At 53.5% G+C, this 24135-nt stretch carries 24 protein-coding genes; 15 read left to right on the top strand and 9 right to left on the bottom strand.

Going from position 1 to position 24135, the window contains the following annotated elements; translation table 11 throughout:
• The first annotated feature begins 22 nt into the window (after positions 1 to 22).
• Positions 23 to 1282, top strand: a complete 1260-nt coding sequence (locus tag LGL98_RS00570; protein ID WP_136033969.1) for a chloride channel protein — start codon at positions 23 to 25, stop codon at positions 1280 to 1282.
• A gap of 49 nt (positions 1283 to 1331) precedes the next feature.
• On the opposite strand, the gene LGL98_RS00575 is transcribed toward LGL98_RS00570, so the two are convergent.
• A complete protein-coding gene (locus LGL98_RS00575; RefSeq protein ID WP_136033967.1) occupies positions 1332 to 2195 on the bottom strand; it encodes a YicC/YloC family endoribonuclease in 864 nt (287 codons plus the stop codon).
• A gap of 613 nt (positions 2196 to 2808) precedes the next feature.
• Between LGL98_RS00575 and LGL98_RS00580 the strand changes: the two genes are divergently transcribed.
• The 6 genes from LGL98_RS00580 (at position 2809) to pyrE (ending at position 9163) form a co-directional block, all read left to right on the top strand.
• Entirely contained in the window at positions 2809 to 4509 is a 1701-nt protein-coding gene (locus tag LGL98_RS00580) for a bifunctional lysophospholipid acyltransferase family protein/GNAT family N-acetyltransferase (RefSeq protein WP_136033964.1), read from the top strand.
• 87 nt (positions 4510 to 4596) lie between these two features.
• Positions 4597 to 5562 (top strand): HlyD family secretion protein, encoded by a 966-nt coding sequence (locus tag LGL98_RS00585; protein WP_136034007.1) that lies wholly within the window; start codon positions 4597 to 4599, stop codon positions 5560 to 5562.
• Entirely contained in the window at positions 5555 to 6472 is a 918-nt protein-coding gene (locus LGL98_RS00590; RefSeq protein ID WP_136033962.1) for an ABC transporter ATP-binding protein, read from the top strand. The genes LGL98_RS00585 and LGL98_RS00590 overlap by 8 nt, the downstream gene beginning before the upstream one ends.
• Positions 6459 to 7598, top strand: a complete 1140-nt coding sequence (locus tag LGL98_RS00595; RefSeq protein ID WP_136033961.1) for an ABC transporter permease — start codon at positions 6459 to 6461, stop codon at positions 7596 to 7598. The genes LGL98_RS00590 and LGL98_RS00595 overlap by 14 nt, the downstream gene beginning before the upstream one ends.
• A 96-nt stretch (positions 7599 to 7694) precedes the next feature.
• On the top strand, positions 7695 to 8411 hold the full coding sequence (gene rph, locus LGL98_RS00600; protein ID WP_002922602.1) for a ribonuclease PH: 717 nt from the start codon (positions 7695 to 7697) through the stop codon (positions 8409 to 8411).
• Positions 8412 to 8521: 110 nt separating this feature from the next.
• On the top strand, positions 8522 to 9163 hold the full coding sequence (gene pyrE, locus LGL98_RS00605; RefSeq protein ID WP_025712203.1) for an orotate phosphoribosyltransferase: 642 nt from the start codon (positions 8522 to 8524) through the stop codon (positions 9161 to 9163).
• A 37-nt stretch (positions 9164 to 9200) separates the two neighbouring features.
• On the opposite strand, the gene LGL98_RS00610 is transcribed toward pyrE, so the two are convergent.
• From LGL98_RS00610 to coaBC, 4 genes are all read right to left on the bottom strand, one after another.
• Entirely contained in the window at positions 9201 to 10217 is a 1017-nt protein-coding gene (locus LGL98_RS00610; protein ID WP_136033958.1) for an SMP-30/gluconolactonase/LRE family protein, read from the bottom strand.
• Between the two features lie 175 nt (positions 10218 to 10392).
• Positions 10393 to 10989: a nucleoid occlusion factor SlmA gene (gene slmA, locus LGL98_RS00615; protein ID WP_015369151.1), complete on the bottom strand. Its 597-nt coding sequence runs from the start codon at positions 10987 to 10989 to the stop codon at positions 10393 to 10395.
• Positions 10990 to 11113: 124 nt separating this feature from the next.
• Positions 11114 to 11572: a dUTP diphosphatase gene (gene dut, locus LGL98_RS00620; protein ID WP_017900056.1), complete on the bottom strand. Its 459-nt coding sequence runs from the start codon at positions 11570 to 11572 to the stop codon at positions 11114 to 11116.
• Positions 11550 to 12764 (bottom strand): bifunctional phosphopantothenoylcysteine decarboxylase/phosphopantothenate--cysteine ligase CoaBC, encoded by a 1215-nt coding sequence (coaBC, locus tag LGL98_RS00625; RefSeq protein WP_136034006.1) that lies wholly within the window; start codon positions 12762 to 12764, stop codon positions 11550 to 11552. Before coaBC ends, dut begins: the two co-directional genes overlap by 23 nt.
• 172 nt (positions 12765 to 12936) lie before the next feature.
• On the opposite strand from coaBC, the gene radC reads away from it, so the two are divergent.
• The 8 genes from radC (at position 12937) to mutM (ending at position 20425) form a co-directional block, all read left to right on the top strand.
• Positions 12937 to 13602, top strand: coding sequence for a RadC family protein (radC, locus tag LGL98_RS00630; RefSeq protein ID WP_025712198.1), 666 nt, complete (start codon positions 12937 to 12939; stop codon positions 13600 to 13602).
• Between the two features lie 216 nt (positions 13603 to 13818).
• Positions 13819 to 14055: a 50S ribosomal protein L28 gene (gene rpmB, locus LGL98_RS00635; RefSeq protein ID WP_000091955.1), complete on the top strand. Its 237-nt coding sequence runs from the start codon at positions 13819 to 13821 to the stop codon at positions 14053 to 14055.
• Positions 14056 to 14075: 20 nt separating this feature from the next.
• Entirely contained in the window at positions 14076 to 14243 is a 168-nt protein-coding gene (rpmG, locus tag LGL98_RS00640) for a 50S ribosomal protein L33 (protein ID WP_002922510.1), read from the top strand.
• 204 nt (positions 14244 to 14447) lie between these two features.
• Complete coding sequence (locus LGL98_RS00645; protein WP_016529878.1) at positions 14448 to 15125, top strand: vWA domain-containing protein; 678 nt, start codon at positions 14448 to 14450, stop codon at positions 15123 to 15125.
• Between the two features lie 34 nt (positions 15126 to 15159).
• Positions 15160 to 15855, top strand: coding sequence for a PP2C family serine/threonine-protein phosphatase (locus LGL98_RS00650; RefSeq protein WP_042940972.1), 696 nt, complete (start codon positions 15160 to 15162; stop codon positions 15853 to 15855).
• Positions 15845 to 17218, top strand: a complete 1374-nt coding sequence (locus LGL98_RS00655; RefSeq protein ID WP_136033956.1) for a DNA-binding protein — start codon at positions 15845 to 15847, stop codon at positions 17216 to 17218. Before LGL98_RS00650 ends, LGL98_RS00655 begins: the two co-directional genes overlap by 11 nt.
• On the top strand, positions 17219 to 19552 hold the full coding sequence (locus LGL98_RS00660) for a TonB family protein (protein ID WP_136033954.1): 2334 nt from the start codon (positions 17219 to 17221) through the stop codon (positions 19550 to 19552).
• A gap of 63 nt (positions 19553 to 19615) precedes the next feature.
• Positions 19616 to 20425, top strand: a complete 810-nt coding sequence (gene mutM / locus LGL98_RS00665; RefSeq protein WP_136033952.1) for a bifunctional DNA-formamidopyrimidine glycosylase/DNA-(apurinic or apyrimidinic site) lyase — start codon at positions 19616 to 19618, stop codon at positions 20423 to 20425.
• A gap of 79 nt (positions 20426 to 20504) precedes the next feature.
• On the opposite strand, the gene coaD is transcribed toward mutM, so the two are convergent.
• From coaD to LGL98_RS00685, 4 genes are all read right to left on the bottom strand, one after another.
• Positions 20505 to 20984, bottom strand: a complete 480-nt coding sequence (gene coaD / locus LGL98_RS00670; protein WP_025712191.1) for a pantetheine-phosphate adenylyltransferase — start codon at positions 20982 to 20984, stop codon at positions 20505 to 20507.
• Positions 20981 to 21757, bottom strand: coding sequence for a glycosyltransferase family 2 protein (locus LGL98_RS00675; protein WP_136033950.1), 777 nt, complete (start codon positions 21755 to 21757; stop codon positions 20981 to 20983). The genes coaD and LGL98_RS00675 overlap by 4 nt, the downstream gene beginning before the upstream one ends.
• Positions 21757 to 23031, bottom strand: coding sequence for a lipid IV(A) 3-deoxy-D-manno-octulosonic acid transferase (waaA, locus tag LGL98_RS00680; RefSeq protein WP_136033948.1), 1275 nt, complete (start codon positions 23029 to 23031; stop codon positions 21757 to 21759). Before waaA ends, LGL98_RS00675 begins: the two co-directional genes overlap by 1 nt.
• 91 nt (positions 23032 to 23122) lie before the next feature.
• Positions 23123 to 24112, bottom strand: a complete 990-nt coding sequence (locus LGL98_RS00685; RefSeq protein WP_136033946.1) for a glycosyltransferase — start codon at positions 24110 to 24112, stop codon at positions 23123 to 23125.
• Positions 24113 to 24135 lie beyond the last annotated feature (23 nt).

Consider the following 24135-nt stretch of genomic DNA (forward strand, 5'->3'; position numbering starts at 1 on the left):
TTCTTTTTCAAGGCCTGAGAAAATGAGCGTCGCCGCCGGGAATAAAAACAATCTGACCCGCCTGATAGCCGTGGTAGTAACCGGGATTCTGGCCGGTGTGTCCGGTATGGTGTTGGCACTGATTTTACACGCGATTCAGCACCTGGCTTTTGGCTACAGTTACGGGCAGATCGTCGGTTCGGTGTCATTTTTACAGGGCGTCACGGAGTCATCCTGGCCACGCCGCATCGCGGCAATCGTGGTCGGCGGCGGCGTCGCCGGATTTGGCTGGTGGCTGCTTGGTCGCTATGGGCAGAAGCGGGTTTCCATTGCCGCGGCGGTGGCCAACCCTTCCGTACCCATGCCAGCGGGCACTACGACGATCCATGCGCTGCTGCAGATAGTCACCGTAGCGCTGGGTTCCCCGCTTGGCCGTGAAGTGGCGCCCCGGGAAATGGGCGCGCTGGGGGCGGGGATGGTGGCGCGTAAGCTGGGCCTGCTGGAAGATGAAACCCGCACGCTGATCGCCTGTGGAGCGGGCGCCGGTCTGGCTGCGGTGTATAACGTCCCGCTGGCAGGGGCGTTGTTCAGCCTTGAGGTCATGCTGCTGTCGTTTAGCTGGGAAAAAACGCTGGCGGCGATAATGACCTCGGCGATTGCCGCCTGGACGGCCACTCTGGGGTTAGGGGATGAATCGCAATACCATTTTGTTTCAAGCACACTTCCGTACACCTTTCTTTGGTGGGCGATTCTGGCGGGCCCGATTCTTGGCACCGGCGCCTGGCTCTTTCGTAAAGCGACTAGCGCGGCGCGTTCACGCGTACGAAGTAACTGGCAGATGCCGGTGTTCTGTCTGCTGGGGTTTTCCCTTCTTGCCATCCTGAGCCTTTATTTCCCCGAGCTTCCGGGCAACGGTAAGGGGCCGATGCAGCTGGCGCTCAGCGACGGGCTGCCTCTCTCCATGGTCGCTGTCCTGTTAGTGTTGAAGATGGTGGTGATTCTGGCGGTGCTGCGCGGCGGCGCGGAGGGCGGGTTGTTAACCCCGGGGCTGGCGGTGGGCGGGCTGGCCAGCCTGCTGCTCTGCGCGCTCTGGCAATCAGGGTTCCCTGGCGGAGATGAAAGCAGCTTCGCTCTGGTGGGGGCGGCCGCATTTCTCGCCGCCTCCATGCAGATGCCGCTGACCGCGGTGGTGCTGGTGATGGAGTTCACCCACATGGATCACAGCTATCTGGCCCCCACGCTGCTGTGCGCGGCAGGGGCGTTTTTAACCTGCAGGATCCTGGATAAAAAATATTTCTTCTGAAATAAATGAAAAAAGGCCGGAAAACCGGCCTTTAGTAGTGTGTCTGAGCTTACTCGATATTCTGGATCTGCTCGCGCATTTGCTCGATCAGGACTTTCAGCTCAATCGCGGAGTTGGTGACCTCGGCGTTAATCGATTTTGACGCCAGGGTGTTCGACTCACGGTTGAACTCCTGCATCATAAAGTCGAGACGGCGGCCCACGGCCTCTTTCTTCTTCAGAATGTTATAGGTCTCTTTCACGTGCGCTTCGAGGCGGTCCAGTTCTTCGGCAACGTCGATACGTTGCGCCATTAGCACCAGCTCTTGCTCGAGACGGTTATTTTCCAGCTGCACTTCTGCGTCTTCCAGTTTGGCGACCAGACGCTCACGCTGCCACTGGAGTATTTCCGGCATATGGGCGCGGACTTTTGCCACTTCGCTGCTCACGCCTTCAAGACGCTGCTCGATAAGCGCTTTAAGCGCCTGGCCTTCCGTTTCGCGAGCGACGATGAAGTCGTCCAATGCGCCGTCAAGAGCCGCCAGAATGTCAGCGGCGATGGCATCAAGATCCTGCTCTTTAGCTGCCATCACGCCCGGCCAGCGCAGAATATCAACCGGATTAATTTCTCCTTCATCGCTCTGCATTTTCACCCAGTTGGCAGCGTTAACCAGCTGCTTAGCGAGGTTTTCGTTGAGGATGAGTTCGCCCTGAGCGCTGGGGTCTTGTTCAAAACGCAGGGTACATTCGACTTTGCCGCGAGTCAGGCGGGCGCGAATGCGCTCGCGCACCACGGGCTCCAGGCTACGAAACTGCTCCGGCAGGCGGAAGTATGTTTCCAGATAGCGCTGGTTTACCGAGCGCAGCTCCCATGCGGCGCTACCCCAGTCACCCTTGATTTCACGGCGGGCATAGGCGGTCATACTGCGGATCATAGACGTTCCTGTTTTCGTAATAATGATTGTAACGATTATAGCTTTGCAGGAGAGGACTTAACAGGAATAGTAACGAAATACTTAGATACTAATTGTGGAAAGGACATGGTGGTAATGGATTTAATGCGTTAACGATATCGAACTGCCTGTGTCGGGAAAAATAAAGTGTGATACATGAATAACTTTACTGCAACCTTTTAACTTCTTTTATTATTTCGTTTGTTAAATTAATTCAGTCCGGACGATCCGCAGGCGAGTATCATCATTGCTTTTTTTATTAATATTTTCTGGGGTGGTTCACCTGTCTATGTCATTTAGACGCGCCAGGTAAATCATATTGCTGTCTGAAAGACGGATCCTGAGCAACTTGATGGGAAGTATAATTTCTGAAAATGCTAAGGTGTCTTAGCTTTACGTATTATGTATGTTTTTTTTGAATTTATTACGACTAATGCATTAAAGCCACTATTGATTACATTATTGGTGTGAATATTATGATTTTAATTATATTTAATCGTTTTGTATTAGTGGTTTTTAATTTTAGGCGGTATTGCTCGCTTGAAAGAAGACTAGTATAGTCGCTTAGGATGAGTTCTATAAAAAGGATTTTAATATGGACGCTATCTTTGACAGAGTCATTAGAGAGTTTTTTCCTAATAAAAATATTCCATATTGGAAGAAATGGATTTTCGAGACCGCGTTTGGCAATAAAATATTTTCTCTCTTAATAAATAATGATAAGTTATTCAACAGGCATGGGGTTGATTGGGTCAACTCCGTTGTTGAGCTTCTTGAATTGCAATGTGAAACGAAAAATGATGATTTTAATAACATACCCCGACATGGGGCGACGGTTATTATTGCAAATCACCCAACAGTTATCGATGGGCTTACGTTAATACATACTGTCTCGCGAGTCAGAGAAGACATAAAGATCATTGCTAACCATATTTTACCGATTATATTTCCGGAGGTGTCTGGACTTACCATTGGTATTGAAAATATGGCGGGTAAAATGAGTCATAAAAAATTCAGAGAGATGAATGACCACCTGAAAAATGGCGGAGTATTGATTATTTGCCCTGCGGGAAAACTGGCAAACTGGTCTCTTTCTGGTTTACAGGAACATACATGGAATCCTGGATTTTTACAGTTGGCTATCAGAAATAATGCAGCGTTAGTACCTGTGCATATTACCGGGAGAAACAGTAAAAGATACTATCTTACTGCAACGCTCTGGCGGCAATTGTCAAATATTATGGTTATTCGAGAAGCTTTGCGTCATCGTGGTAACATCATGAAAATAAAAATAGGGGAGCAAATATCCTTAACTTCTTTTAATCGCGATAATAAAGATTTTTCTGCTGTAGCAAGTACATGCAGATTGCATCTCCAAAGTATCGGAAAGAATGGACCAGCACTGGTAGATACAGTTTCGTCTCAGGAAACTATAGCGAGTAGAAAAGCGCTATTAAGTGAAATAGATGCGTGTGAAGTATTAAGACACTTTAATGATGGTAGAAAATTATTGATATATCGTTGCAACACTGGCGGTACCTCACCCATTATTGATGAATTGGGACGCTTACGTGAGCGTTGTTATCGTGATATTGGTGCAGGATCGGGTACAGATAAAGACAATGATATTTTTGATGAAACTTATTACCATATCATTTTATGGGATCCTTCGGAGGTAGAAATTCTCGGGGCCTATCGTCTCATTCCTGTTGGTGAGCAACTAGCCCGCTATGGAATAACGGGCTTATACAGTAATACCTTATTTAAATATCATGAGAGCGCGTATTCCTGCTTAGAGAAATGTGTGGAAATAGGCCGTGGTTTTATCCAAAAGCCCTATCAAAAAAGCAATGTGCTTGATTATTTATGGCGAGGAATATTTGATTTTATCAAAAGATATCCAGACTATAAGTATTTGTTAGGTGTATTGACTATTCCCGGCTCTTTTCCTGAGGATGTGCAAAAACTCATTGTCGCCTTTTATAATATGTACTTTGCCACCTCAATGGATTTTTGTACGCCTATAGAATTATTCAGTGCAGAAGATAAACAGAACGATAGTCCCTTTTGCGGAAAAGATTTTAGACACGACTGGAGTGTACTCCATCATCTTTTGAGAGACAAAGGTTATGAACTACCCTGGCCTTTTAAGCAGAGCGCCAAATGGTTTTCTCCAGGCGGTTCGACGATTATGTCATTCACAAAAGATAATTCTTTTAATTCGATAGCAGGATTAAATTTGAGCGCTATTGATAAACTGAATGAAATATATTTTAAGCATTATTTAAAGGATTAAACTGATGATGACCATCTGGGTTGGAATGAGAGTGCCTCACTCCAGGTGTCAGTAATGAAAAAATTATATGCGTACGGATACGTTTTAATGCAAAAGCCAGTAAACTTCTTTTTCATTTTGATAGCAATATGTCTCCTGTCGGGGTGTGATAATAAACCGGATAACATTTTATCTGGTTATTCACATGGTGATTTTATTTATCTTTCTTATTCAGGTAGTGAAAAAATAGAACGGCTATTGATTAATAAGGGAGATAATGTCGCAACAGGGCAGGAGTTAGTGAAGATTGATTCCTTCGATGCGCAAAATACTCTTCTACGGGCTGAAGAAAAACTTTCAGCAGAGAGCGCATTATTACGCAATTTAGAGTCGGGAGAACGGCCTGAAGAGCTGGATATTATACGTTCGCAGATTAAAAAAGCACAATCGGCAGAATCCCAGGTAAAGCGCCAGCTTGGGCGATATCGTAAACTGTATGCCACTCATGCCATATCGCTAGCGGAATGGGAGGATATCAGGGATGAGTTAACGCAAAAAGGTGCGCAGGTCGAAGAGTTAATCAATCAACTCAAGGCGCGGCAGTTGCCTGCCCGTCAGGATGAGATTAGCCAACAGCTCTCGCTGGTGGCTGCGGCAAAACTCGAACGTGATAAGGCGCTTTGGGATGTTCAGCAAACGACGATTGTTTCTCCGGTAAATGCCCAGGTCTTTGATATTATTTATCGTCCCGGGGAGCGGACCTCTGCCGGTAAACCAATCATCAGTCTGTTGCCACCTGAAAATATAAAAGTACGCTTTTTTATTCCCGAAGCGATGCTCGGTAAATTTAAAGTCGGCGCAAAGGTGAGACTTTTATGCGATGGATGTTCAGAGCCCATTTCTGGCGTTATTAACTATATCAGTCCTGAAGCAGAATTTACCCCTCCGGTGATCTATAGTACGAAACGCCGTGAGAAGCTTATTTTTATGGCTGAGGCTGTCCCCGTCCCGCAACAGGCTGAGCGGATGAAAATCGGGCAACCGTTTGATGTGGAGATTATTGCGGATGAATAATCTTTGTATTGATGTGAAAAATCTCAATAAGCATTTTGGCGAGCATCATGTCGTTAAGGATTTCTCTCTACAGGTGGAAAAAGGAGAAATTTATGGTTTCCTCGGCCCGAACGGTAGCGGAAAAACAACCTCTATTCGGATGATGTGCGGTTTGATTACGCCAGATTCAGGTGAAGGCACCTGTCTGGGTATGGACATCTTTACTCAGCGGGAAAAAATAAAAACAAATATAGGTTACATGACCCAGTATTTCTCGATGTGGGGAAATCTAACCATCCGGGAAAACTTACTCTTTATTTCCCGATTGTACAGCCTCGACCAGCGTAAAGTTAGGGTTGAACGTGCGCTCTCAGAGTTAGGTCTCATTTCCCGACAGCACCAGCTGGCTAAGGAGCTTTCTGGCGGCTGGAAGCAAAGAATGGCCCTTGCCGCTTGCATGTTACATGAACCGGTTTTGTTGTTTCTGGATGAACCAACCGCTGGCGTGGATCCAAAGGCGCGGCGGGAGTTTTGGCAAATGTTGCATCAGCTCTCTGACAGAGGGATCTCAATCCTGGTGAGCACGCATTATATGGATGAGGCTGAGCGCTGCCATAAGGTTGCCTATCTGTCTTATGGCCGACTGCTGGCGAATGGCACTATTGCGTCTATTATCGCGTCCCAGAATCTGATCACCATGCGAACCAGCGGTGCCGGTCTGACGGTACTTGAAAGCCAGCTACAGCGCTTGCCGGATATTGAGCAAACGGTGATTTTTGGCAACCAGCTTTATATTACCTCCAGAGATGAAGAGAAGTTAAAATCCACGCTTTTTGCATTTACGCAACTGGGTTATGAGTTCTGTAAGGTTGATACCAATCTGGAAGATGCATTTACCTACTTGATGAAAAATGATCGTGAAAAAAATTAACCTAAGTTTCTCCTTTACGCGCTGGATTGGCGTGGTTATTAAGGAAATCCACGAATTACGTCGTGATAAAGTCAGCATTAGTATGGTGCTCCTTACTCCCATTTTTCAGCTGATCATTCTCGGCTATGCCATAAATATGGATCCGCATAATCTTCCGACTGCATTATTAAATTATGATGCCGAAAGAATGAGCCAAATTTTTGTGACGGAAGCGCAAAATACAGGGTATTTTTCGATGATTCCTGTCGATTCAGAAGAGGCCGCTCAGAAGGCGTTTGTGCGGGGAGATGTCACTTTTATTGTGACGATCCCTGAAGGGTTTACGCGCAAAATGCTGCGTGGAGAAAAACCTCAACTGTTAATTCAGGGAGATGCCATCGATCCGATCACCACGGGGAATGCGCTCAGCGCACTTGTGCAGGTGGCAAAATCGATGTTTCAACACGATTTACCGGGTGACATGCGTGTCGCACAAAAAGAGGATGACTTTGAACTTATTATCCATCGAATGTTCAACCCTGAGGGTATTACCCAGTTTAATACTATTCCCGGTATTATGGGGTCGATACTCAGCACAACGTTGATTCTGATGACCGCCCTGTCTATTACTCGTGAACGAGAAAACGGCGCATTAGAGAATTTACTGGTCTCTCCGTTATCCGGGCTTGAGGTTATTATTGGTAAGATAACGCCTTTTGTTATTATTGGGCTGTTTCAGGCGACATTAATTCTGATTGCCGCCGTTTTATTGTTCGATATTCCCCTGCAAGGTAGCGTTGTCCTGCTTTTTTTGGTGTTGTTAATTTATGTCTTTCTTTGCCTGTCGATCGGCATTGGTATTTCTGGCTTAGCACAAAACCAGCTGCAGGCGCTGCAAATGTCGTCATTTTATTTCATCCCTTCACTTATGCTGTCCGGATTTGTCAGCCCCTTTATTAGTATGCCAGACTGGGCGAAAGCCATTGGCTCCTGTTTACCGCTGACCTACTTCATCCGCCTGGTTAAGGGCATTATGCTCAAAGGATATTCTGCAACGGCATTATTACCCGATCTATTGCCGCTGATAGGCCTGGCGGTGATCGTCATTGGCGTGGGGTTGAAATCTTATCGTAAAACGCTGGACTGACATTATCTGCGCGTCCGGCAGGGGTGGGCATAGGCTTTTTGCCATGAAATTCGTATAATGCGCCCTCACATTCGTTTCAAGCCGGAGATTTCTATCATGCGTCCAGCAGGCCGTAGCGCTAATCAGGTGCGTCCCGTCACCCTGACCCGTAATTACACAAAACACGCTGAAGGCTCCGTGCTGGTCGAATTCGGTGATACCAAAGTGCTCTGCACCGCCTCCATTGACGAAGGCGTTCCTCGCTTCCTTAAAGGCCAGGGCCAGGGCTGGATCACCGCCGAATATGGCATGCTGCCTCGTTCAACGCATACGCGTAACGCGCGTGAAGCCGCTAAAGGTAAGCAGGGCGGCCGGACGATGGAAATTCAGCGCCTGATCGCCCGCGCGCTACGTGCGGCGGTTGATCTGAAAGCGCTGGGCGAATTCACCATCACTCTTGACTGCGATGTGCTGCAGGCCGATGGCGGTACCCGTACTGCGTCTATTACCGGTGCCTGTGTGGCGCTGGCCGACGCGTTGAATAAGCTGGTGGCCGCCGGCAAGCTGAAAACCAACCCGATGAAAGGGATGGTAGCTGCGGTCTCCGTTGGTATCGTGAATGGCGAAGCCATCTGCGATCTGGAGTACATCGAAGACTCCGCCGCGGAAACCGACATGAACGTGGTGATGACCGAAGATGGCCGCATTATTGAGGTACAGGGTACGGCAGAAGGCGAGCCGTTCACCCATGAAGAGCTCCTCACTCTCCTGGCGTTAGCCCGAGGGGGGATCGAGTCCATTATCACGACGCAGAAGGCGGCGTTAGAAAATTAATGATTAAGGCGACTGAGAAGTCGCCTTTTTTTTGCGCGCTATCCTTCATCACACCTGCGAAGGGGAAGCGCGAAGTCTGACAATGATGAAAGTACGAAAGGAGCGAATCCATGAAGCCGTATCAGCGCCAGTTTATTGAGTTTGCGCTTAGCAAGCAGGTTCTTAAGTTTGGCGAGTTCACGCTGAAATCCGGGCGCAAGAGCCCCTATTTCTTCAACGCCGGCCTGTTTAACACCGGGCGCGATCTGGCTCTGCTGGGCCGTTTTTATGCCGAGGCGCTGGTGGATTCCGGGATTGAGTTCGACCTGCTGTTTGGCCCGGCCTATAAAGGTATTCCGATCGCCACTACCACCGCGGTAGCATTAGCCGAGCACCATGACCGCGATCTGCCTTACTGCTTTAACCGCAAAGAGGCAAAAACCCACGGTGAAGGCGGTAATCTGGTCGGTAGCCCGCTACAGGGTCGGGTGATGCTGGTGGATGATGTCATCACCGCCGGCACGGCGATCCGTGAATCAATGGAGATCATCCAGGCCCAGGGCGCGCAGCTGGCGGGTGTACTGATCTCCCTGGATCGTCAGGAACGCGGCCGCGGCGACATCTCTGCCATTCAGGAAGTGGAACAGGATTACGGCTGCCAGGTTATCTCGATCGTTACTCTGAAAGAGCTGATCGCTTACCTGGAAGAAAAACCGGAGATGGCGGAACACCTGGCGGCAGTCCGCGCCTATCGCGAAGCCTACGGCGTCTGATGATGCATCCGGCAGCCTCGGCTGCCGGATATTTCCATTATACCAGCTTAGCGCCCTGCGCATTGACGTACAGCGAATAGATTGACGTACTGGACGCCATAAACAGCCGATTGCGCTGTTCGCCGCCAAAGCACAAGTTCGCGCAGCGCTCCGGTAGTTGAATGGTGCCGATATGCTTACCCTGAGGGTTAAAGATCCGCACGCCGTCGAGTTCTTCGTTTCCGCTTCCCCATCCGCACCACAGATTGCCGTCCGCGTCGCAGGCGATCCCATCGGCGGTACCGTTGCCACAGTCGAGATACACCCGTTTATTTTTCAGCGTATTGCCTTCCACGTCCCACGCCAGAATTAAGCGGTTCGGTGTCGCCCGGCTTTCCACCACGTACAAGGTCTTTTCGTCCGGCGAGAAACACAAACCATTTGGCCCTTTTACGTCGCCCAGGACCACGCTTAGTTTGCGGCTTTCCGGCTCCAGGCAATAGACGTTTTGCGGCAATTCTGGGGTTGCTTTGTGGCCTTCGTAAAAGCCGCTGATGCCAAATGGCGGGTCGGTAAACCAGATGGTACCGTCTGACTTCACAACGATATCGTTTGGGGAATTGAGGCGCTTACCCTGGTAGCTATCGGCCAGTACGGTGACAGAACCGTCGTATTCGGTACGCGTAATACGGCGGGTATCGTGCTCGCAACTGATTAAGCGCCCCTGTCTGTCGCGGGCATGGCCATTGCTATAATTGGCCGGGTAGCGAAAGATGCTGGTTTCTCCACTGACTTCATCCCAGCGCATGATGGCGTTATTCGGAATGTCGCTCCACAGCAGCATTCGCATGTCGCCGAACCAGACCGGGCCTTCCGCCCAACGGAAGCCGCTGGCGATGCGTTCAACCTTTGCGCTGGCAAGCATATAGCGACGAAAGCTGTCATCGACGGCCACGATGCGTGGGTCAGGATAGCGTTCAGAGGGGACCCATGCTGCGAAGCTTTTTTGACTGACTAGTAGCGATGCGGTTGCCAACCCGCCTATCTTCAATAAATCCCGCCGTGACGTCGCCATCAAATCTCTCCTTGTCGGGTGGTGTTGGGGGAGGGTGAAACGATCAGCAAGCTGGATAGTAGGAAAGGAAAGCGGAAACGCGCATTGGGCAATTCAACCAATGGCCCTGGGATTTGCGACAAACTTACGCAGATTGCGAGGAGAATCATGCAGCCTGGCGGCTGCATGTGAGGATTTACTGAAGCTGTGCGGCGACCAGCGGCCAGCGGGCGTCGAAATCATCCGTTGGACGATATTTAAACTCGCTGCGCACAAAGCGCGATAACATGCCCTCGCAGAAGGCCAGCAGCTGGCTGGCCAGCAGGGTTTCGTCGAGGGTGTAGCCTTCGCCTTCGCGCATTTTTTTCTCGCGCATCACCTGGCGTAGCTGCACTTCGATGCGTTCAAAAAGCTGGTTGATGCGGCCCTGAAGCCGGTCCTGTTCGAACATCAGCGCGTGCCCGGTAAGGATACGCGTCAGCCCAGGATTACGCTCGCCAAACCCAAGAATCAGCAGGACGATCAGGCGCAGGCGCGCGGTAGTGTCCTTTTCATCTTTCAAAATCAAATTGATGCGCGTAATCAGACTGTCTTCAATGAACTCGATCAGGCTGTCAAACATGCGGGTTTTGCTGGGAAAATGGCGATACAGCGCGGCTTCGGAGACGCCGACGGAAGCCGCCAGTTTCGCGGTGGTAATACGCTGACTACCATCGCTGGATTCCAGCATTAGCGCCAGAGATTGAAGTATTTCTTCGCGACGATTCCGTTTCGCAGTTTGCTTTTCTGCCATGTTTTAAAATACCCCTGAAAATAAGCACTTGTCAGGCAGACATCCACAACGCGACCGCAAACCAGGGTTTGCGGTGATGTTATTGCATTATGCGCGTTAGGATGCAGATTCCGTGTTGCTGGGCTTATTTACGCCCTGAGTGACCGAAGCCGCCTTCGCCGCGGTCGGTGGCATCGAAGGATTCCACCAGGTTAAATTCTGCCTGAACGACCGGCACAAAGACCATCTGTGCGATACGTTCACCCGGCTCGATAACAAAACTCTGCTGGCCGCGGTTCCAGACGGACACCATCAGTTGTCCCTGATAATCGGAGTCGATAAGGCCCACCAGGTTACCCAGTACCACCCCATGCTTATGACCGAGGCCGGAGCGTGGCAGGATCACCGCCGCCAGAGAGGGATCGGCGATATGAATTGCCAGGCCGGTCGGCAACAGCGTGGTTGCCCCCGGCGCCAGCTCTACGGCGTCGTCGAGACAGGCTCGCAGGTCAAGTCCGGCGGAGCCGGAGGTGGCATAGGTCGGCAGCGGAAATTGCTGGCCGACACGCGGGTCCAGAATCTTAACGTCGATTTTTTTCATCATAACGGGTCACGATCTCGTCGAGTAATAATTGGCCCAGGAGTTCCTTGCGCTCAAGTGGTAAGCGCTTTTCTCCATCCTGCCAGAAAAGGTGTAATGCGTTGCTATCGCTATTAAATCCCTGATTAGGCTGGGAAACATCGTTGGCACAAATCAGGTCGAGGTTTTTGCGGGCACGTTTTTGCCGCGCATATTCTTCCACATTATTCGTTTCGGCGGCAAACCCAACGACGTAGGGGCGATGCGATTTTAGCGCCGCGACCCCGGCCACGATATCCGGGTTTTTAACCATTTTTATTGTTAATTCATCACCTTGTTTTTTTATTTTATCTTCGGCGATGACAGCGGCGCGGTAATCCGCCACCGCGGCGCAGCCAATAAAAATGTGCTGCTGCTGAGCGCCAGCCTGGACGGCCGCTTCCATCTCCAGCGCGCTAGTGACATCAATGCGCTGCACAAACGGCGGTGTTGGTAGCGATACCGGGCCGCTGATCAGGGTCACGTTCGCGCCGCGCTGGGCGGCGGCGGCGGCAATCGCGAAGCCCATCTTGCCAGAGCTGTGGTTGCTGATATAACGCACCGGATCCAACGGCTCACGGGTCGGGCCCGCGGTAATCATGAGGTTGAGATGTTGCAAATCTTTGACAGGGGCGGCGAAATGCTGCGCGGCCATGTCTACGATAGTTAACGGATCGAGCATTCTTCCCGGGCCGACGTCGCCGCAGGCCTGGCTACCGCTGTCCGGTCCCCACAGCAGCAGCCCGCGTGAAGCGAGCGTCTGCAGATTATGCTGGGTGACCTGCGCGCGATACATCTGCTGGTTCATGGCGGGCACCACGGCAACCGGGGATGGGGTGGCAAGACAGATCGTCGACACCAGATCGTTGGCCATGCCGGCCGCCACGCGAGCGATTAAATCGGCAGTCGCCGGGGCGAGGATCACCAGGTCGGCCCATTTACCGAGCTCAATATGGCCCATTGCCGCTTCCGCTGCCGGATCGAGCAGGCTGTCGGAAACCGGATAGCCGGATACCGCCTGCAGGCTGAGTGGGGTGATGAACGCTTTTGCCGCCTCCGTCATCGCGACACGTACCTCTGCGCCGCGTTCACGCAGCCGGCGCACCAGTTCCGGGGTTTTATACGCCGCGATGCCGCCGCTGACGCCCAGGACGATTTTTTTACCCGCCAGAGTCATCATGATGTCTTCCTGTTGCCGTAGACCAGAATCCGCGCATCTTATCACAATCCTGTCGCCGTCGTGCCTCTGGTGGGCATTCACTTTGCGAGCGGCTACGCAGGGTGAAAAGTAGCGGGTCGGCAGTGCCGCCAGGCTGTGCCAGGATAGGCTGATTGACGCAGGAGGGCGTATGGACGGAATGGAAAATCTGATGCCACGGGAGAAGATGTTGCAGTACGGCATCGAAACGCTAACGGATGTTGAGCTGCTGGCACTGTTTCTGCGCATCGGCACACGTCATCAGGATGTACTGAGTTATGCCCAGGCGTTACTGCAGCGTTTTGGTTCGCTTTACGCCCTGCTTTCCGCTGATAAAGCGCAACTGGTTGCTGTAGACGGACTAGGGCTGGCGAAATATGCGCAACTGAAGGGGATTGCCGAACTGGCGCGACGTTATTTTAGCTCGCAGCTGGTCGAGGAAGCTGCGCTTATTTCTCCCTCAATGACGCGAGAGTTTTTGCAAAGCCAGCTGACGGAAGAGGAGCGGGAGATCTTTATGGTGATCTTTTTAGATAATCAGAACCGGGTGTTGAAACATAGTCGTCTTTTTTCTGGTACTCTTAGCCACGTTGAGGTGCATCCGCGAGAAATTGTACGCGAAGCCATCAAAGTGAACGCCGCCGCCGTGATCCTTGCGCATAATCACCCCTCCGGTAGTCCGGAGCCGAGCCAGGCTGACAGGCTGATTACCGAAAGAGTGGTAAAATCTTGTCGATTCATGGAGATACGTGTGCTTGACCATCTGGTTATCGGCCGCGGTGCGTATGTATCTTTTGCCGAACGCGGCTGGATTTAGCGCCGAACTGGCGATCCTTCGGGATCTTTGTCTGTTCGGGACTTGAGCACATCGCCGAGTCAGCGTATACTACGCCACCTTTGAGAATCTCGGGTTTGGCATTTGGGCCTGGCAGTCGAGAGTTCACATTGAACTGCGATGACCAGGCTGTAAAGCCTGACGAGGCGCCAATACCCCATACGAAGCTCGAGCTAATTTGATTTTTGGAGAATAGACATGTCCCGAGTCTGCCAAGTTACTGGCAAGCGTCCGGTGACCGGTAACAACCGTTCCCACGCACTGAACGCGACTAAACGCCGTTTCCTGCCGAACCTGCACTCTCACCGTTTCTGGGTTGAGAGCGAGAAGCGTTTTGTCACCCTGCGCGTATCTGCTAAAGGTATGCGTGTAATCGATAAGAAAGGCATCGATACAGTTCTGGCTGAACTGCGTGCCCGTGGCGAAAAGTACTAAGTACTTAGAGGAAATAAATCATGGCTAAAGGTATTCGTGAGAAAATCAAGCTGGTTTCTTCCGCTGGTACTGGTCACTTCTACACCACCACGAAGAACAAGCGTACCAAACCGGAAAAAATGGAACTGAAAAAGTACGATCCGGTTGTACGTCAGCACGTTATCTACAAAGAAGCTAAAATTAAATAATTTTCGCCTCCTTGTAATAAAAACCCCGCCCAGGCGGGGTTTTTTATTGCCTTTTCTCGCTACACATCTGTAAAACTAATTATATATCCCTCTTTTGATAGTCTCGCCGTTATCAATTAACTATATGAATAAAAAGGTTTTTCTTGTCTTGTTTGTAGAGTCTGTCTATTCTTCCGGTACAGAAAACCAGCGACAAGGATTGTTATGGCCTCTTTTATTCCAGATGTTTCATTTATCGATAACAGCGAACAGCGTACCCCGTTAATTTTGGTCCTCGATTGCTCTGGCAGTATGCAGGGCCAGCCAATCGCGCAGTTGAACGAAGGGTTAAAGCTGCTGGAGGAAGAACTTAAGCAGGATGTCATCGCCGCGAAACGCGTTCGCCTGCTGGTGATTAAGTATGGCGGGTATGATGAATGTGAACTCTACGGTGACTGGTGTGATGCGATGGACTTCACCGCTCCGGTGCTTGAAGCCAATGGCCTGACGCCCACCGGGCAGGCTGTTAGCCTGGCGCTGGACGAAATTGAAGCTGAAAAGCAGCGCCTGAAAGCGGCTGGCGTCCCCTATACCCGGCCGTGGCTGTTTTTAATGTCGGATGGCGAACCTACGGACAACTGGCAGGCGGCTGCACAGGCGTGCCGTGATGCGCAGGCGGCAAACAAAGTCGCTGTGTTTCCGATTAGCGTAGGACTCGAAGCAACAGAGTCGATGGGGCAGTTCAGCCGTAGCGGTATTAACGGTGTGAAGCAGTTGAAGGGATTACAGTTCCGCGAGCTATTCCTCTGGCTCAGCGCCAGTATGCAGGTGGTGTCGCAGTCGACACCGGGCGGTAAAGCGCAGCTGCCGCCGACGGATAGCTGGTCAGAAATTTCGGTCTGACGCCATGAACTGGCGCGTATACGCAGCGTCGGTCATGGGGAGCAGCCACCGACAAAATCAACTTCCCTGCCAGGATGCCTTTTGCTACCGCAATTTGGGCGATCGGCTTGTCGCCGTTGTCTGTGATGGGGCGGGCTCTGCCGCGTATAGCGAGCAGGGCGCAGCCATGGTCGCGCATGATCTGGCTAATCGACTGGCGACGTTCACCACTGCACCGGATGAAAAGCAGCTGGTGGCGCTGGTCGGGAGCGTGCGTGAGACTGTTCTGTTACAGGCGCAGGCACAGGATATTTCCCCGGGCGATTTCGCCTGTACCGTTCTGGCCGCGTGGCTGGGCGAGACTGCCTCTGTGATAGTGCATATTGGCGATGGTGCTGCGGCGCTAGGTCTGGATGCCGAACAGCACTTCTCCCTGCCTGAAAACGGCGAATACGCTAACCAAACCTGGTTCCTGACCAGCGACGACTGGCGAGAGCATTTACATATCAGCCCGTTTTCTGGCAGAGCCACGCGGTTGGTAATGATGACTGACGGCGTACAGCCGTTCGCACTCAATCGGCGTGGGGATGCGCTGTTCTCTCCGTTTATCGATCCGGTTTTGCGTTATCTACAGCAATCTTCGGAGGCAGAGGGAAGCGAAGCGCTACGCGCCACGCTGGATGACCCGCGCACCTGGGCGATAACCGGTGATGACAAGACGCTTCTGGTAGCCCTGCGTCATGAACCATAAAAAACTGCCAGTCTGCTATACGGAACAGCGTCGCGCCGTACGTCTGGGGAAATTGATCAAGAGCGGTGGCGCGGGTAGCGTTTACTTCCTGGCGGATGACCCTTCCCGCGTTGCCAAACTTTACCATCCACACACCGATACCGCTTACTACCAGCGCAAGCTCAGCGCCATGTTGGCGCAGCGGCCCGAGATCCCCGCCCCCGCGGAAAATGCGTCGATTGTCCAGCTGGCGTGGCCCGACTATTTGCTCTACGACGAGCGCAAGCGCGTTGTGGGTTTTGTCATGCCGGTTCTGGACACCCAGCGCACCATTGAGCTGGAGTATATTTTACAGGCACGGCAGGCGAAGGCGCACCATCTGCCGGAAGGCATCGGTGCGAAGGTGAGCCTGGCTTGCAACCTTGCTACCCTGGTCTCTACGCTGCATGCGCGACAGCACCGGGTTATCGACATGAAGCCGGTCAACCTGCGCTTCTATCGCGACAGCCTGTATATCGCGCTGCTGGACTGCGATGGCTTTAGCATTCAGGGCGAGGGAGAGCGTTTCCCCGCAGGGCAGTTTACGCCGGATTATCTGGCGCCGGAGTTTCAGCGTATTGGGCAGGTGCCCGGTGAGCAAGAGGAGGCGCAGGACCGCTTTTCGCTGGCGGTGATTATTTTCCAGCTACTCAATCACGGAATTCATCCCTTCAGCGGTCGCTCGATATCGGCGAAGGTGCCTGATGATTTACCCGGTCGTATCGCTGCCGGTTGTTACGCCTACGGTATCAATGCGGCAAAAAGCAGTGTTCCGGTGCCAGGCAGTACCCACCATTTGTTGCCGGTTGAGCTGCGTAAGCTGTTCGATCGCGCATTCAGCGACTCGCCCGCCCGACGTCCTTCCGCCGATGAGTGGGCGCAGGAGCTGCGTCCTTATGCGCTACGCAGCACGCAAAAAATTATTCTTTGTCATCAAAAACACCAGCATTTCGCCGGGATGCCGTGTCTGGTCTGCGCGCGGAAAAAACAGGTTGTTGCGGGAATAAAACAGGCAAAACAGCGTAAACAAGCGGAAACCGATCGCCCGCGGGTTGCGCCTGTTGTGCGGCAGCCTAGCAGAGCGCCAGCCGCTGCCGTAGCTCGTCAGCCTATCGGGCCAGGGCCGATAACCCTGCTGTGGCGCAGTATTCGTAGCAACGTTCCTTCGTTTGCCTGGCATGGCGCGCTGGCGCTGATGGGAACGCTGATTATGGGGGGGCTGGCGCGCAGTTTTGCCCGGCTCCACGACGCTGGTCCAGCATGGTTTGATATTGCGGCGTTACTGATTATTTTTATCTGGGGGACGGCGCTGGTACTCCGGTCCATTATTCGGAGTAAGCCATAAATGACGCTGAAATTAAGATATCTCATTCTCTTTTTCGCGTTGCTGATGGCTTTTGTGGCGCCGGATCTCGTCTCCTTGCTGTGGTCCGCGCCATTTCGCTTAATGGATAAGCTGCCGCTGTTACCTGTCGCGCTCAATGATCCCCAGCGTTTATATCTCTATGGCCTGTGGCTGGGGGGAACGATCTATTTTTCCGCCCTGATGTGGGTGGCGGTTACCCGACGCAATAAAGGTTATCTGATAGTTGCTGTGGCGCAGATTGTTTTTGTCATCGGCATGACCTTATGCAAGGTGCCGATTGGCGAGCAAAACCAGCGGCGCTGGCAGAGTATGAATCAGCTGGAAACGCCCGTCTGGAGCGATTTTCTCTATGATCGTCATGCCCGTTTTATTCAGATAGCGCTGCGTGGAGGGGCGTTGAATCAGCACAAGATCACCGAGCAATTTCTCGCACAGAAGAAACCGCTGGCGGCGCTACCGCTTGGCTGGAATGAAGAAGATGCCGCCGCCGCGGATGCGCTCTGGCAGCAGGCGCTGGGCTATCGTGAACGGGAAGCGAAAGCATTACCCAAAATGATGGACTATTTGGCCTGGATGCCGGACCGTGGCGATCTGACGCTGGCCACGGCCATCCTGACGCTGACGAGCGAGGCGGATAAAGCGCGAGCAGAAACGGCGTTTCGTCGGGCCATTGCCATTGCGCCGGAAAACCCGGATGCCTGGCTGGGCTGGGCAGTCGCGTTAATCCAGGCCCGCGATGATGCGCGGGTGCGAAATTCGCAGTTTCAGGCGCTCACGCAAAGCATTACAACCGGATTGTTGATGGCGGAGGGGCTGGAGGAGAGTCCACGTCAGCCTGCGCTACAGCAGCGGCTGGCAGCATACATCGCGCAAATGCCGGTGGACGATCGGCAAATCCTGCACATTTTGCAGGCGCGCATGCAGACGCGCGCCTGCGATTTGCCACTGGATAAGTATGCAACGGAGCAGAGTGAAGCGAGCAAGGTGCTGCCTTTGGCAAAATCAATCGTGTTTAAAACCGCTCCCGTGCGTAGCGTCAGCCCGATTAACGAACGCTTTCCCGGCCACGTCAGCATTGATACGGAGCGCTATGGCATCAGGAAAGAGAGTTTGCAGGCGATGCCGTATCCGGCGATACATAAATACATCAAGTCAGCGACAACCATCCTCTCGCTGGATACTGACGCCAGCGGCGAGCTGTTAAACGTGGTCGTTGAGTGCAGCAGCGGCATTCCCGAGTTCGACCAGGCGGCGCTGCACTATGCGCAGCAGTGGCGTTTGGGTTCTCACCGGCAGGGAAAACGTGTGTTGCTGCCGGTGAGCTTTATCAGCGATCGTGTACCGCCGGAGGAGTACTATGAGGAGATGGAGGCGCGGGCGATGCGCATCTCCCGGCTGGCCGCTCGTCATAATAAAACGGGGATGGAAAGCGCCAGCCAGGAGATGATCGCGCGATTTACGCGAATGAAAGCGCTGTTTCCGCAACAGAAACTAAGTGCGAAAGAGGCGCATCAATTACAGCTTATCTACCTTAAAAAGCGGGATAAAACGACCAAAGGCAGAATGGAAAGCTTTACTGAAATGACGGAGGCGATGGAAGCCCTGGTGGATACGCATCCGTACTACGCGCCGCTACTAAAAGATCTGGCGTTCAGAAAAAGTTACGCTTCCTTTGAGGAGAAGAGGGCAGCATGGGCGCAGCTGCTGGCGCTGGCGCCAGAGGATCCGCAGGTGTGGATGGCCTGGGGGAGCGTGTGGGCCGATCGCGATCCAGAGCTGTACATGGGCGCGATGATCGCTTCCATGCTGCTACAGCCGCTCATCGAGGATACCGAGCAGAAAATAGCGAATATCAAAACGAAGCTCCTGATGCGGGTTGGCATGGGGCCACGTAAGACGATTCTTTCGGCAAAGGTCTACGCCGACTATGGCGATATCCTTGGGGAAAGAGCTAAAGGGGAAGATACGGCGAAGGCCGCGGCGATCTTACCCGCCAGTCAAAAACTGGATCGTCAGGAAACCGTCGCCCCCCTGTATCCAGCGCAGCGCATGACGGTTGATATCGATCGTGATGAGGTGTTGAATGCTCCTCTCTTCAACGTAGTGTGGAAAGCGCCGCAGCGGCCAGACGAACGGCGGGCGGAACTGACCGTTGATATCGATGACACTGGCATGCCGACGCTGGTACTCATCAGCAAAAGCAGCGAAGTGGAACAGTATGATGCGCAGGCGGTCAATATGCTGTGGCGCTGGAAGTTTAAACCGCAGCCTGATGGCAGGCGGATGACCGTTGGCGTGAATTTTCTCCACTAATCGCGTCGCTGCCTCCTGAACGAGGTAAAATAGTGACGCCTGCCTATGTAGATGAGGAAAATCATGCCTGAATTACCAGAGGTTGAAACCAGCCGTCGCGGCATCGAGCCGCACCTGGTTGGTGCAACCATTCTGCACGCCGTCGTGCGCAACGGACGGCTGCGCTGGCCGGTTTCCGAAGAGATTTATCGCCTGAGCGACGTTCCGGTTCTCAGCGTGCGTCGCCGCGCCAAATACCTGCTTTTGGAACTCCCGGACGGCTGGATCATCGTCCATCTCGGGATGTCGGGTAGCTTGCGCATCCTGAGCGAAGAACTGCCGGCAGAAAAACACGATCACGTTGACCTGGTCATGAGTAACGGCAAGGTGCTGCGCTACACCGATCCGCGCCGCTTTGGCGCCTGGCTGTGGACCAAAGAGCTGGAAGGCCACCCGGTGCTGGCGCATCTTGGCCCGGAGCCGCTCAGCGATGAATTTAACGCCGACTATCTCCAGCAAAAATGCGCGAGGAAGAAAACCGCGATCAAACCCTGGCTGATGGATAACAAGCTGGTGGTGGGGGTCGGCAATATCTACGCCAGTGAATCGCTGTTCTCCGCCGGGATCCATCCTGACCGGTTGGCGTCCTCGCTGTCGCGGGACGAGTGCGAGCAACTGGTGAAGGTGATCAAGCTGGTCCTGCTGCGTTCGATAGAGCAGGGCGGCACCACGCTGAAGGATTTCCTGCAAAGCGATGGCAAGCCGGGCTATTTTGCCCAGGAGCTGCAGGTCTATGGCCGCAAGGGCGAGCCATGCCGGATCTGCGGTACGCCGGTCGTCGGGACCAAACATGCCCAGCGGGCGACTTTTTATTGCCGCCAGTGTCAGAAGTAGTCTCAGGAACACGAACGTTTGTAGGCCAGGTCAGCGTAGCGCCACCTGGCACACAGACCGGGACAGAGCAGCTGATAGGTTACTTCAGCTTATTCAGCAGCGCCTGATGGACGTTCGCTGGCAGGAAGTGAGAAACATCACCTTGATGGCGCGCCACTTCCTTCACCAGTGAGGAAGAGATAAACGACCACTCTTTGCACGGCATCAGAAACACGCTCTCCAGCGTTGGCATCAGGTGGCGGTTCATATGGGCCAGCTGCATCTCGTACTCAAAATCCGCCACCGCCCGCAGGCCGCGAATGAGAATATTGGCCTGCTGCGCGCGGGCGAAATTGGCCATCAGATCGCTAAAGCCGACCACCTGGACGTTCACCAGATGGGCCGTCGCCTGCTCCGCCAGCGCAATGCGTTCATCAAGGCTGAACATCGGCTTTTTGCTCGGGCTGGCGGCGATAGCCAGCACCACTTTATCGAACATGCTCGCCGCGCGGGTGACAATATCGATATGGCCGTTGGTGATGGGATCGAAGGTACCCGGATAGATCGCTTTTGTGCTCATGATGACTCTTTCTCCGAGTAGCCGTGGTTCAGCGCCCACAGCTCGGTATATTTTGTAAACGTATACTGGGCATTGACCATCGCCAGTAACCAGCCCTGCTTGCCGTCCAGCACCCCACCGCGCAGCAGCAGCGTCTTGAGAAACGCGCCCAGCGTATGGCTGAAAATCCCTGCCATCGAGGTCTTCTTGCCCTTGCGGTGGCGCTCAAGCGCCCACGCGGCGGCATACGCCAGCTGTTTTTGCTGGAAGCCCGCAAAGTCGCGGCAGGTCAAGTGCAGGAGATCGCCGGTCAGCGGAATAACCTCGGCGCCAAGGCTATCCAGCGATTCATGGACCAGATTATCGTTATAGCGGTAACGGGCGCGTTCGTACAGGCGCAGGACGTGATCGGGATACCAGCCGCTGTGGCGCATAAAGCGTCCCAGGAAATAGTTGCGGCGAGCGATGCTGTAGATGGCGCCGCGCTGCGGCGCTGCCAGCACCTTGAGAATAGCCTGCCTGAGTTCAGGCGTGACGCGCTCATCGGTATCGATCATCAACACCCAGTCGCCAGTGGCATAGTCCTGCGCGCGCTGGCGCTGAATGCCATAGCCTCGCCAGTCGGTATGGGTATAGACCTGGGCGCCGAGGCGGCGGGCCAGCTCGACGGTATTGTCGGTACTGCCGGAGTCGAGGACGATAATTTCATCCGCCCAGCTAACGGAGTCGAGACAATCCGGCAGTAGATCGGCTGCATTTTTGGCGATCATCACCACGGAAAGCCGGTTCGACATTAATGACTCCGCTGCGGCAGGTAGGGTTGCAGTAACTGTAGCAGACGCGACAGCGCGCCCTGGTTTTGATGCAATACTTCCACCGCGTGACGGCCATACCACAGACGGTAGTCTTCATCAGTGAGGAGCGTGGACACCTCTCTGACCAGCGAATCGGCGTCGGTAACGGTAATCAGGCCATCGTCCTGCTGCAGCTTGGCGCAGATATCTTTGAAGTTGAAGGTGTGCGGCCCCATCAGCACCGGAATGGCGTGCGCCGCCGGCTCGAGCGGGTTATGGCCGCCGCGCTCCACCAGGCTGCCGCCGACGAAGGCGAGGTCGGCAATGCCGTAGAGCAGCATCAGTTCGCCCATGGTATCGCCAATCACCACCTGGGTACTGGAAGAAGGGATCTCGCCGGTGCTGCGCAGGGTGAAGCTCATCCCGGCTTTTAGCACCATCTCGCGGGCGTCCGGGAAGCGCTCCGGATGGCGGGGCACAAGGATCAGCAGCAGGTTCGGGAAGGTCTCCAGCAGCTTTTTATGCGCCTGCAGGATGATTTGCTCTTCGCCGTCGTGGGTGCTGGTGGCGATCCAGACTTTACGATGCGGCGCCCATTGCCGGCGCAGCGTCACCGCCCGGGCCGCCAGCTCAGGCGTGACCGAGATATCGAATTTCAGGCTACCGGTGACCGCGAGCTGGTTGCGCTTCAGCCCCAGCGAGAGGAAGCGGTTACCATCTTCTTCGTTCTGCGCCGCGATAAGCGTAATGCGGCTTAACAGGCGGCGCATAAAGCCGCCCAGTTTGGCATAGCCTTTAGCGGAACGTTCGGACAGGCGCGCGTTGGCGATCACCAGCGGGATCTTACGCTTATGCAGCGCGGCCACCATATTTGGCCACAGCTCGGTCTCCATCACAATCACCAGCTTCGGCTGAACGGTGTTCAGGAAACGGTTCATGGCGCCGGGCAGATCGTAGGGCAGATAGACGTGATGAACATCTTTGCCGAACGCCGACATGGCGCGCTCGGAGCCGGTCGGCGTCATGGTGGTGACAGTGATCGGCAGAGAAGGGTAGCGGTGGCGCAGGGCGCGAACCAGCGGAATGGCGGCTAAGGTCTCGCCGACGGAAACGGAGTGCAGCAGAATGCCATCCGGCTCTACCTTGTTCTGACAGTAGCCATAGCGTTCCGCCCAGCGTTTACGGTAGGCAGGAGCCTTACGGCTACGCAGCAGCAGCCGCAGCCACACCAGCGGCTGAATAAGGTAAAGTAGGGTGGTATAAAGCAATTCCAAACTATTTATCCGTTCTCTGTTTTGGCGGGCAAATTCTAAGCATTTCGCCCGCGTAAAGCTATCTCTTTGGCGGAAACAGCGGGTTTTTGGTCTATCCCGCGTGGCGATAACGCTTAATACGCAGATAGCGGCGTCCCAGGCGCCAGCGTAAACGGAAAGTACAGGCGTTTTTCCAGATTAACCGCCAGATACCGCGATCGAAGAATTCGTTAATAATAACATGCTTTTTCGACTCATCTTTCATGCTGTCGAAGGTATGGATGATCCCCAGGCCTTCTTTGGCAATCTGCCAGCGACAGGCGGCGATATGGCGCACTTTATCCGGGTAGCGCTGGTTGATCGCCTCCAGCATCTCCAGAATTTTCATGTAATGGCGCGCCGAACGCATCAGCGTGTCGTCGTTGTCCGGCTTATGCGACACCGACTCAGAGTGAATGTAGTAATCATAGAACTGCTGACTGGTGTACTGCACGCGCTCCGCGGCCAGCAGGGCCTCGGTGGTCCAGGGGATATCCTGATGGCGCAGGCCAGGCTCGAAATGGAAGTGATGCTGGCGGATAAAGTCGTGACGATAAATATTAAGCCAGGTGACGTGCAGAAACTTCCGCGAGTCCAGGGCCTGCTTAAGCCAGACATGGCCCGGCAGCACGCCGGTTGAGGGCAGGCGATCCAGCGGGAAAATCGGGTGGCTCTCGCGGCGCTTTTCGTACACATAGGTGCCGTTGCAGGTGGCGATATCGAGATGTTCTTTCTCGGCCATCTCCAGCAGCGTGCGATACATGCCTGGATAGAGTTTGTCGTCGATATCCGGAAACGCCAGATATTTGCCGCGGGCGGCGGCGAGGCCAGTATTGCGCGCGACCGAGACGCCCTGGTTTTCCTGCTCCAGCACCTGGACGTTCTGTAGCCGCTCCCGCCATTCAGCGACCACCGCCAGGCTGTTGTCCGTCGAACCATCGTTCACCAGGATCAGTTCATAGCTGTCCAGCTGCTGCTGTTCAAGGCACTCAAAGAATTGCGCAAGAAATTTCTCACCGTTGTAGACGGCAGCCACGATGCTCAATAAAGGCGTTTGACTCATAAATCTTCGATCCTGGTTAACTA

It is taken from the genome of Klebsiella africana (assembly GCF_020526085.1).
GTDB classification, from domain to species: domain Bacteria; phylum Pseudomonadota; class Gammaproteobacteria; order Enterobacterales; family Enterobacteriaceae; genus Klebsiella; species Klebsiella africana.

Excerpts from the sequence above, each read along its gene's own strand:
- LGL98_RS00570 (WP_136033969.1), top strand. The coding sequence starts at position 23 with ATGAGCGTCGCCGCCGGGAATAAAAACAATCTGACCCGCCTGATAGCC.
- LGL98_RS00575 (WP_136033967.1), bottom strand. The coding sequence starts at position 2,195 with ATGATCCGCAGTATGACCGCCTATGCCCGCCGTGAAATCAAGGGTGAC.
- LGL98_RS00580 (WP_136033964.1), top strand. The coding sequence starts at position 2,809 with ATGGACGCTATCTTTGACAGAGTCATTAGAGAGTTTTTTCCTAATAAA.
- LGL98_RS00585 (WP_136034007.1), top strand. The coding sequence starts at position 4,597 with ATGCAAAAGCCAGTAAACTTCTTTTTCATTTTGATAGCAATATGTCTC.
- LGL98_RS00590 (WP_136033962.1), top strand. The coding sequence starts at position 5,555 with ATGAATAATCTTTGTATTGATGTGAAAAATCTCAATAAGCATTTTGGC.
- rph (WP_002922602.1), top strand. The coding sequence starts at position 7,695 with ATGCGTCCAGCAGGCCGTAGCGCTAATCAGGTGCGTCCCGTCACCCTG.
- pyrE (WP_025712203.1), top strand. The coding sequence starts at position 8,522 with ATGAAGCCGTATCAGCGCCAGTTTATTGAGTTTGCGCTTAGCAAGCAG.
- LGL98_RS00610 (WP_136033958.1), bottom strand. The coding sequence starts at position 10,217 with ATGGCGACGTCACGGCGGGATTTATTGAAGATAGGCGGGTTGGCAACC.
- slmA (WP_015369151.1), bottom strand. The coding sequence starts at position 10,989 with ATGGCAGAAAAGCAAACTGCGAAACGGAATCGTCGCGAAGAAATACTT.
- dut (WP_017900056.1), bottom strand. The coding sequence starts at position 11,572 with ATGATGAAAAAAATCGACGTTAAGATTCTGGACCCGCGTGTCGGCCAG.
- coaBC (WP_136034006.1), bottom strand. The coding sequence starts at position 12,764 with ATGACTCTGGCGGGTAAAAAAATCGTCCTGGGCGTCAGCGGCGGCATC.
- radC (WP_025712198.1), top strand. The coding sequence starts at position 12,937 with ATGGACGGAATGGAAAATCTGATGCCACGGGAGAAGATGTTGCAGTAC.
- rpmB (WP_000091955.1), top strand. The coding sequence starts at position 13,819 with ATGTCCCGAGTCTGCCAAGTTACTGGCAAGCGTCCGGTGACCGGTAAC.
- rpmG (WP_002922510.1), top strand. The coding sequence starts at position 14,076 with ATGGCTAAAGGTATTCGTGAGAAAATCAAGCTGGTTTCTTCCGCTGGT.
- LGL98_RS00645 (WP_016529878.1), top strand. The coding sequence starts at position 14,448 with ATGGCCTCTTTTATTCCAGATGTTTCATTTATCGATAACAGCGAACAG.
- LGL98_RS00650 (WP_042940972.1), top strand. The coding sequence starts at position 15,160 with ATGGGGAGCAGCCACCGACAAAATCAACTTCCCTGCCAGGATGCCTTT.
- LGL98_RS00655 (WP_136033956.1), top strand. The coding sequence starts at position 15,845 with ATGAACCATAAAAAACTGCCAGTCTGCTATACGGAACAGCGTCGCGCC.
- LGL98_RS00660 (WP_136033954.1), top strand. The coding sequence starts at position 17,219 with ATGACGCTGAAATTAAGATATCTCATTCTCTTTTTCGCGTTGCTGATG.
- mutM (WP_136033952.1), top strand. The coding sequence starts at position 19,616 with ATGCCTGAATTACCAGAGGTTGAAACCAGCCGTCGCGGCATCGAGCCG.
- coaD (WP_025712191.1), bottom strand. The coding sequence starts at position 20,984 with ATGAGCACAAAAGCGATCTATCCGGGTACCTTCGATCCCATCACCAAC.
- LGL98_RS00675 (WP_136033950.1), bottom strand. The coding sequence starts at position 21,757 with ATGTCGAACCGGCTTTCCGTGGTGATGATCGCCAAAAATGCAGCCGAT.
- LGL98_RS00685 (WP_136033946.1), bottom strand. The coding sequence starts at position 24,112 with ATGAGTCAAACGCCTTTATTGAGCATCGTGGCTGCCGTCTACAACGGT.